The 10120-nt window shown below is 50.2% G+C and carries 6 protein-coding genes; all 6 read left to right on the top strand.

The features are described from left to right. Positions 1 to 409 precede the first annotated feature (409 nt). Positions 410 to 2200, top strand: coding sequence for a cache domain-containing sensor histidine kinase (locus BN3772_RS29300; RefSeq protein WP_042204151.1), 1791 nt, complete (start codon positions 410 to 412; stop codon positions 2198 to 2200). A gap of 16 nt (positions 2201 to 2216) precedes the next feature. Then, on the top strand, positions 2217 to 3551 hold the full coding sequence (locus tag BN3772_RS29295) for a response regulator (RefSeq protein WP_042204149.1): 1335 nt from the start codon (positions 2217 to 2219) through the stop codon (positions 3549 to 3551). A 115-nt stretch (positions 3552 to 3666) separates the two neighbouring features. Next, the gene (locus BN3772_RS29290) at positions 3667 to 4590 is read left to right on the top strand and encodes a carbohydrate ABC transporter permease (protein WP_042204147.1); all 924 of its coding nucleotides are present in this window, start codon (positions 3667 to 3669) and stop codon (positions 4588 to 4590) included. A gap of 1 nt (position 4591) precedes the next feature. Then, positions 4592 to 5464, top strand: a complete 873-nt coding sequence (locus tag BN3772_RS29285) for a carbohydrate ABC transporter permease (protein WP_042204145.1) — start codon at positions 4592 to 4594, stop codon at positions 5462 to 5464. Between the two features lie 144 nt (positions 5465 to 5608). Further along, entirely contained in the window at positions 5609 to 7081 is a 1473-nt protein-coding gene (locus BN3772_RS29280; RefSeq protein WP_042204143.1) for an ABC transporter substrate-binding protein, read from the top strand. A gap of 354 nt (positions 7082 to 7435) precedes the next feature. Then, complete coding sequence (gene adhE, locus BN3772_RS29275; RefSeq protein ID WP_042204141.1) at positions 7436 to 10057, top strand: bifunctional acetaldehyde-CoA/alcohol dehydrogenase; 2622 nt, start codon at positions 7436 to 7438, stop codon at positions 10055 to 10057. The last annotated feature ends 63 nt before the right edge of the window (positions 10058 to 10120 follow it).

The following is a 10120-nucleotide window of genomic DNA, read 5'->3' as shown; positions in this document are numbered from 1 at the left end:
CAGCACCAACAGCACCAACAGCACCAACAGCAGCCGGAAGCCCAAACACTCCGCGCAGCAGCAACAAGAGTGTCCGTTTCCTCCCCCTGGCCGACACCCCGTATGCAATCTTTTGCGTTTTGCGTTCTCTCTAAAAAGGGAATGGAGCAGCGGAGTGGAGGTTTGGAGCTGGAGGAGCGTTAGCGTCCGCCTTTGTCTCCGGATTTTAACCGCAAGCGGTATAAATCATGAAATCTGGATACAACAGCAGCCAGAAGCCCAAACGCTCCGCGTAATATCACCCACAGCCTCGGATGCGTCTGCCGGACGCGAAAATTGCATACAATCCCACCTAAACAACATTAAAATAAACATATGTAAGCGCTTCTTCATTTGTTATATTATTGAAACTGGAGGTGGTTCCGGGGTGTTGTCCGCACTTTTTAAGCCGATTGTCCGGCTGAACGTCAAGCAGCAGCTGATTCTGCTGTTCGTCATTATGCTTACTCCCATTCTGGTTCTCAATAATTATGGTAACTACAAAGCTGAGCAGGTGCTGAAGCGCCATGTCACCAACGCTTATGTGGAGCTGAACAAGCAGAATTTCGCCATTATCAACCGTGACATCGATACCGTTAACAAAATAACGTCGACAGTGATTCAGAACCCTTTTCTGCAGCAGCTGAATATGAGCGGGCTTGATCCTATAATGGAGCGGGTGGAGCGTTACGAGACGATAGAAAAGCTGCTGGGCAGCTACTCGCAGGGTGTAGAGCGCGGAGATGCCATTTATTACTCGCTGTATGTCTACGATCCGAACAATTATTATTTTTTCGCCCCCAATTTTCCGCAGGTGAAGAAGGCGGGCGTTTATTTTTTTACGAAGGAAGAAGAGCCGTACTGGTTCAGACAGGCGGTGGAGCAGAAGGGCCGGGGTTACCTGATGTTCATGGACCGGCTAAGTCCGCAGGCTGAGGATCTGAAGACGCTTACGTATGTGCGGGCGGTAAACAACATTTATCTCGGTGCGGGAACGATCGGCGTGCTGGTGGTCACCAAAATGGAAGCCAAGATCGGTGAATCGCTGAAGTCGATTTCATTGCCGGACGGAGAAATTTATCTGACTGATATGAATAACAGGGTGCTCGCCTCCAGCACAGATTCAACGGGGGAGATCATTGAACTGCCGGATGGTGCGGAAATAGGAGATCCGGAAGGAACCGTGGACGTGATTACCGACGACTTCATCTATGTAGTGAACAATAACCACATGCTAGGACAGAAGCTCGTCTACAAGGTTCCGGTAAAAGCGCTGCTTCAGCAGCAGAACGAGATGAAACGGGTCATTCAATACATAACCGTGGCCTACGCCCTTTTCGGCCTGATTATTATTACGTATTTTTGGCGTTCGCTGATGACACCGCTGCAAAAGCTGGCTTTTTTTGTGCGGAAGTATGAGCCGGGCAACCGGGTACCGGAAACGCCGAAGCGGGGCAGCAATGATGAAGTTAGCGTGCTGATCTCATCAACCTATGATATGGCGCGCAGGCTGAACGGCCTGATTATGTACAAATACCAGATGGAGCTGAAGCAGAAGGAGTCCCAGCTGCAGCTGCTGTATCAGCAGATCAACCCGCATCTTCTGTATAACACCCTGGAGAGTATTTATTGGAAAAGCTCGCTGGAAGGCAATGTGGAATCCGCAGAAATGATTAAGGAGCTGTCCAAGCTGATGAAGATCAGCCTGAGCCGCGGACGGGAGCTGATTACGCTGGAGGAGGAGCTGGAGCATGCCGGCGCCTACATCAAGCTGCAGCAGCACCGCTACGATTATGTGTTCACTGTCACATGGAACATCGCACCCGAAACCAAAAGTAATCTGATTCCCAAAATCACCCTCCAGCCCCTGATCGAAAACGCCATTATCCACGGGGTCAAAAATATGGAGGAGGACGGGGAGATTATCATCACTGCCTTTGCTATAGAGGATAGGGTGCTGATTATAATTGAAGACAACGGCTATAAGCAGGCGGATTATGAGGCCATCAACCGTGTGTTGAATGATGAAAGCCCGAATCCGCAGAGCGGTTACGGCATCCGCAATATTAACCAGCGTGTGCAGCTGCATTTTGGCCCGGATTACGGCATTACCTATGGACCGCGTGCAGGCGGGGGAACGGCTGCGGCTGTCCTGCTGCCCAAAACAGAGGTTCAACAATAGAAGGGGGAATCCGTAAATGTTCAATATTCTGGTTGTGGACGATGAACCGCTTATCTGCAAAGGCCTAAGCAGCCTGCTTGCTTCCTCCGGACTGGATATCGGCCATATTTATACGGCGGGCAGCGGCTTTGAGGCACTGGACTGCATCCGGATGGAGGAGGTCGATCTGCTTGTCACCGACATCCAGATGGGGGCGATGAGCGGCATCGAGCTGATGCAGCATGCCAAGCTGGCGAAGCCGTGGGTGCAGACTATCGTAATCTCCGCTCATGAAACATTCCAGTATGCTCAAATGGCTGTCAGGCTGGGGGCAAAGGATTATCTGATTAAGCCGCTGAACAGCGAGCAGTTTCTGGATTCTGTACGGAATGTACTGCTCAAATTAGACCGGCCCTCGCCCGAGCTCGCCGGCTTCATGGCGGGAGCCGGCGAGAGCTTCCGGCTCGAAGAGCCTCTGCCGGCCTACAGCGAGGTGCTGAACAGCCTGCTTACTGATTCTGCTGCCGTGATGGGCGGCGAAGAGCCCATGCGTAAGCTGGATGAGCTGAAGCTGCAGGGCCCTTACTTTGCTGTGCTCAAGATTAAGCTGCCGCTTCCGGGCGCAGACAGCGGGGCTCCTTACAGTCTGCGTGACCGGAGGCTGCTGCGCTACGGTGCGCTTAACATCGCGAAAGAGCTGCTGGATCAGGAGTGGGACTCGACAGCCTTTTACTCGCCGGAGGAGGAGATTACCGTAATCATCCAGTGGGATGAAAAAAGCTACGAGGAAGCAGGAGGGAATCAGGTCAGCAGGCTGGATGTGCTGGGCCGCAGCCTTCATTTTAACATCCACAAATTTCTGCATTTGAACGCGGTCATCGGAATCAGCCAGATTCTCAAAGGATTGCCGTTCATGGAGGTGCTGAACCGCCAGGCGTCACGGGCCATCCTCTGGAATAAGGAGCACAACGACCACTACGTATTCTATTACGGGGACTTTAACTGGAACAGCTATACGGGTGCAGGTGAACCCTCCGCCGAGGAGCTGCACACACGCAGCAACCTGATCGTCCAGAAGGCGAAGGAGTATATTGATGGAAATTACGCCCAGAAGGGCTTAACGATACATGAGGTAGCCAAAAAAAATCACGTAAGCCCCAATTATCTGAGCTATCTGTTCAAAAAAAATACAGGCCACAACCTGTGGGAATATGTAATCAAGCTGCGGATGGAGGAGAGCCGGGAGCTGATTGTGCATACCGATCTGCGCCGCTACGAAATTGCTGAACGGGTCGGGTACGAGTCGCCGGAGCATTTCAGCAAGATTTTCAAAAAATACTACGGCATCAGCCCGAGCGAGCTGAAGAAGTAAGAACGCTCATGACTTCGGTAGATATACACATGTGCAGCGTCCCCCGCCTTTCCTACAATTAAGGTAGGAAGCACTTTGTCAAAGTGCTAGAAGACAAAAGGAAAGAGGGAGCCAGATGAATCAGACCGCTGCACTTCACGACAAACTGCCGGCAAAGCTTGAGAACAAGCCTTATAAGCAGAACCGCTGGAAAAAGAATTTTTGGGGCTATATGTTCCTCGTCCCCGCTATTGTTATTTTCATCATGTTTATGTGGGTGCCTATTTTTAAAGGCTTTTTGTACAGCTTCTATACGGTGGACTTTGTTAAGGGAAACAGCTTCGCCGGATTTGAAAATTATGCGCGGGCACTGACAGATCCCGATGTGCTGATTGCGATCCAAAACACACTATACTACATGCTGCTCTGTCTGGTTGTCGGCTTCTGGGTACCAATTGCCTTCGCCATTGCGATCTCTGAGCTGCGGAAGTTCGGCGGCTTCGTCCGGGTGGCGGCTTATCTGCCTTATGTCATGCCGGCGGTTGTCCTATATGGTCTGTGGCGTTGGCTGTATGACCCGGTGGGCCCGGTAAATGCGCTGCTCGGTTCGATGGGGGCAGATCAGATCCCGTTCCTGACGGATAGCAGGTGGTCGATGCTCTCACTTGTCTTTATGGAGACATGGCAGCAGTTCGGCTCGGGGATGCTTATATATCTGGCGGCTGTGCTGAGCATTCCGCGTGACTGGTATGAAGCGGCGGAGATTGACGGAGCCGGAGTATGGGCGCGGATCCGCCACATTACGCTGCCGTCGCTGCGCAACCTGATCATCCTGATGCTGATTCTGCAGATCATCGCGACCTCTCAGGGCTATCAGTCCCAGCTTGCGCTGCTGGACGGCGGGCCGAACAAGACGACGCTGACGTATGCGCTGCTGATTGTAAAGTATGCTTTTACCAGACTGGATTACGGCACGGCAACGGCGCTTGGCATGCTGATGTTTATCGTTCTTGGCGGTTTGGGCATTGTACAGTTCAGGCTGAATAAGGAGGATAACTAGGATGAAGAGCGTGGAGAGAGGCATTCTGTCTGAACATGATCTGAAAAAGACAAGCAATAAGGTTGTCTACGGTATTATGGTGCTGTGCATTGCGGTAATGGTGTTCACGATGATGTATCCGATTCTGATGACCATGTTCAACGGGCTGAAATCGAATGTCGAGGTCAATTCGTTTCCGCCGCATTTTTTCCCGCAGGAATGGCATTTCGGCAATTTGAAGGATGCGGTGAATTATATTGATCTGCTCAAGTATCTCAAGAACACGATTTATATTTTTGCCGGCAACATGGTTATGACGCTTGTCGTACTGGGGATGGCCTCATTCAGCATTTCGCGGATGAACGTGCCTTACCGCAAGGCGTTCTACTTCTTTTTTCTGATGACACTGTTCATTCCGGCGACGAGCTATATGATTCCGAACTTCGTCAATCTGAAGGAGCTGGGCCTGCTTAACCAGTATGCGGCTTTCTGGCTGCCTGCAGGAGCGAACACGTTTTATTTTCTGCTGCTGAAAAATTTCTTCGACGGGATACATCCGGAGATCTTTGAAGCGGCGCGGATCGACGGGGCGTCGGAGCCGAGAAGCTTTTTTGTGATCGCAGTGCCGCTGTCAGTGCCGATTTTTGCCACGCTGGCGATCTTTATTTTCTCCACTGCCTGGAACGACTGGTTCTGGCCGTCACTGGTCATGCATTCCGAGGAAAAATATACGCTGGCGACCGCGATCTACAAATATGTAATCAGCGTCAAGGCGCTCAATACGAACATCAAGTTTGCCATTCTCTTTCTCGTGTCGCTGCCGCCGATTCTTGTGTTCCTGATCTTCCAGAAGTTTATTATGCGCGGCGTGGCCTTGTCGGCGGTAAAAGGCTAAGGCGGCACGCTGGCCTCTCTATCATAGGAAAACATACCATCGTAAACCTGCACATGAAAGCAATATAAATACACCTCGTTTGTAAACGGTTTCTCTTTTAAGATGAATCTGTAAGCTAATCATGAATTGAAAAGGGGAGTTTCAATGCGTAAATTTTCCAGCGTATTAGCAGGTCTCCTTGTGGCCGGTTCGTTGTTATCCGCCTGCGGCGGCAACAATAACAGCAACGGAAATGCCCAGGGGAACACAGGAGGGGAAGCGACTCCGGCGCCGGCGGCTACAGCTGCGGATAACGGCACTGCAGCGACAGATGCGCCTGCGGACGATATCACCCAGAGAAAAGTAACGATCAAGATTCACTACCCGACGCCCGACCTGACCGAAATGCGCGCACAGGAAGACGACCGGATCAAACGGTTCCAGACTGAATATCCGAATGTTGAGATCATCAAGGACGACTGGCAGTACAGTGTCAGCGAGATCGGCATCAAGATGGCGGCCAATGAGGCGCCGACCTTCTTCAACACATATGCGACAGAAGCCAAATTTCTGGTGGAAAAAGGCTGGGCGGCTGACATCACCGAGCTGTGGAATGCTTATGAGTATAAAGAGCAGATCAATCCGGTGCTGCAGAACCAGTTCCTGATTGACGGCAAAATGTACGGTGTAACCCAAAAGGGCTATGTTACCACCACCATGATCAACAAAAAAATGCTGGATGATAAAGGCGTAGCCGTTCCGCCGATGGACTGGACCTGGGATGACATGCTGAACACCGCCAAAGGTGTAGCCGATGCCAAGAAAGGCATCTCCGGAATTGCACCTATGGGTAAAGGCAATGAGGCCGGCTGGAACTGGACTAACTTCCTGTTCGAAGCAGGCGGAGAGATCCAGAACATAGAGGGCGGCAAGGTTGTTGCGACCTTCAATTCTGAAGCCGGTGTCAAGGCACTGGATTTCTATAAAAAGCTAAGATGGGAAGCGGAAGCCATTCCGCAGGACTGGGCACTCGGCTGGGGCGATGCGGTCGGCGCATTCCAGCAGGGACGTACAGCGATGGTTATGGCCGGCTCTGACGGTGTAATCGAGCAGGCGCTGAACCAGGGCGGACTTAAGCCGGCGGATGTACTGACCTATCCGATGCCTGCAGCTGAAAAGGGCGGCAAGCACACCGGTGTACTCGGCGGGGATTATCTCGTAATCAATCCGAACGCCTCCAAGGATGAGCAGGAAATGGCGTTCCGTTATATCACATTCGATTATTTCTCAGATAAGGGCCTTGAGGCGCTTGATGCGATTCTGCAGCAGCGCAAGGCAGACGGCAAATATTTTATCCCGCCGCTTCTGGACTACTATGCTGCTGATTCTGAGTTCGGCAAGAAAACCAAAGCTGTTTACGACAAATACTCAGACATTGTATATCAATACAATCCGGAGATTATGGCTCTGCTCGACGGAAAACCTGAAGCGCAGTATAACACCCAGGACTACTATGCTACGATGTCGAACGTGATTCAGGAGCTGTTCTCCAAAAAAGGAACGGACTCCAAAGCCCAGCTTGATGCTGCAGCCAAAACGGTACAGGAGCAATTCTTCGATACTATTACAGTTGAGTAGCAGACAGATAGCGGGTTAGTGCAGACAAAAGACCGGCAATGCCTCTGACTCTGGAGGACGGCCGGTCTTTTTCTTCGTAATGCCAATCAGGACAAAATGTGACAAAGCATGAGCGACCAAAGCATGTGAAAGTACTGCAGCCCGGGTATGAAAAGCCTCATCAGTTAAATATAACCAAGGAAGATACATAAAAAGTGGGTAATAGTCCTGAATATGATCAAATGTAAGCGCTTTGAAAACAAATCAAAAAAACTTTATACTTTGTGAAAGAATTCACTATACAAGACGGAGATGATGTGATAAGATAAATGTGTAGAGAAAAACAACCTAAAAATTGACAGGAGGACGAGGGAGATGGCAGTTAAGAACGAAGTCGCCGCCCAAGTGAAACAAACCACCGCTGAAGAATATATTCAGACTTTGGTGGATAAAGCAAAGAAAGCCCTGGATGCGTTCATGGAACTGGATCAGGAGCAGGTTAACACAATCGTTCATGCAATGGCATTGGCAGGTCTCGACAAACATATGTACTTGGCGAAACTGGCTGTCGAAGAAACAGGCCGCGGAGTATACGAAGACAAAATTACGAAGAACATCTTCTCAACTGAATATATCTGGCACGGAATTAAGTATGACAAAACCGTAGGTGTTATTGAGGATAACGCCTACGATAATTTCCAAAAGATCGCTGAACCAGTCGGAATTGTAATGGGTATCACACCGGTAACCAACCCAACATCCACCACGATGTTTAAAGCTCTGATTTCCGCTAAGACACGTAACCCTATTATATTCGGTTTCCACCCTTCAGCGCAAGAGTGCAGCGCCGCAGCAGCCAAAATTCTTCATGATGCAGGCGTAAAAGCCGGTGCTCCTGAGAACTTCATCCAATGGATTGAGCTTCCTACCATGGATAAAACAAATGCACTGATGAACAACCCTGACGTTGCACTGATTCTGGCAACAGGCGGATCCGCAATGGTTAAAGCAGCTTACAGCTGCGGCAAGCCGGCTCTCGGCGTAGGCCCTGGTAACGTACCTGCCTTCATTGAGAAGAGTGCTGACATTGACCAGGCTGTAACGGATATTATCCTTTCCAAAACATTCGATAACGGTATGATTTGCGCTTCCGAGCAGGCTGTTATTATTGAAGAAGCCATTTTCGACCAAGTGAAGAAAAAGATGATCGCGAACGGCTGCTACTTCGTCAACAAAGATGAAGCTGCCAAGCTGACTAACGGTGCAATGAACGTAGAGAAGTGTGCTGTTAATCCGGCAATCGTAGGCCAATCTGCTGTGAAAATCGCTGAAATGTGCGGAATTCAGGTTCCGGCCGGCACTAAGATTCTGGTAGCAGAAATCGAAGGCGTAGGCACTAAATATCCGCTGTCCGCTGAGAAGCTGAGCCCGGTTCTGGCTTGCTACAAAGTTAAAAATGCTGACCAGGGTATCGAACGCGCTGCAGAAATCGTTGAATTCGGCGGCATGGGCCATAGCTCGGCCATCCACTCCAATAATGAAGAAGTTATCATGAAGTTCTCCCACCGCCTGCAGACAGGACGTATTCTGGTGAATTCGCCTTCGACACACGGCGCCATCGGGGACATCTACAATACTAATATCCCTTCGCTCACTCTGGGCTGCGGATCATACGGCCGCAACTCGGTGTCGCAAAACGTTACTGCCATCAATCTGATCAACGTGAAAAGGGTGAACCGTCGTACCGTGAATATGCAATGGTTTAAAGTACCTGACAAAATCTACTTCGAAAAAGGATCCACCCAGTACCTGGCTAAAATGCCTGACATTACACGAGTAGCAATCATTACTGACCCTATGATGGTTAAGCTGGGCTATGTGGAAAGAGTTGAGCACTATCTGCGTCAGCGCCAGACTCCTGTTGCGATTGAAGTGTTCTCGGAAGTTGAACCGGATCCATCGACAACTACCGTTGAAAAAGGTACAGCAATGATGAACAGATTCCAGCCGGACTGCATCATCGCGCTGGGCGGCGGTTCCCCAATGGATGCTGCCAAAGGCATGTGGCTATTCTATGAACATCCGGATGCTGACTTTAACGGCCTGAAACAGAAATTCATGGATATCCGCAAACGTGTCTACAAATTCCCTAAGCTGGGTAACAAAGCTAAATTTGTTGCGATTCCAACAACTTCGGGTACAGGTTCGGAAGTAACTTCGTTCGCGGTTATCACTGACAAGACAACAGGCAACAACACCAAGTATCCGCTGGCTGATTATGAGCTGACTCCAGACGTTGCGATCATCGATCCGGAGTTTGTATACAGCCTGCCAAGAACTGCAGTTGCTGATACAGGTATGGACGTACTGACTCACGCTATTGAAGCTTATGTATCTGTAATGGCAAGCGACTACTCCGACGGACTGGCAATCAAAGCGATTCAGCTGGTGTTCCAGTATCTGGAGAAATCCGCATTGCAGGCAGATAAGGTTGCCCGCGAGAAAATGCACAACGCATCGACACTTGCAGGTATGGCGTTCGCTAACGCATTCCTGGGCATCAACCACAGCTTGGCGCACAAATGGGGCGGACAGTACCACACCGCACACGGCCGCACCAATGCGATCCTGATGCCGCACGTTATCCGTTACAATGCCAAGAAGCCTACGAAGTTCGCTTCGTTCCCTAAATATTCGCACTTTGTAGCTGACGAGCGTTATGCCGAAATCGCCCGCATTCTGGGATTGCCGGCCCGTACTACTGAAGAGGGCGTAACAAGCCTGATCAACGCGATCCGCGACATGAACAAGAAGCTTGGCATCGAAGAATCCTTCTCTGCCCTTGGCTTTGATCCTAAGGATTTCGAATCCCGTGTAGATTACCTGGCTGACCGTGCATTTGAAGACCAATGTACAACAGCTAACCCTAAGCTGCCGCTGGTAAGTGAGCTGGCTGATGTATACCGCAATGCCTTCTACGGAAGATTTGACGTCTAATTAGGTGTTGAGTGGCGAATAATATGGTTAAAGGATAATATGGGGCTAGATGGTAGTGACAAA

Source organism: Paenibacillus camerounensis (genome assembly GCF_000723885.1).
GTDB lineage: Bacteria > Bacillota > Bacilli > Paenibacillales > Paenibacillaceae > Paenibacillus_AQ > Paenibacillus_AQ camerounensis.
This window is presented reverse-complemented; position numbering and strand designations above follow the sequence as displayed.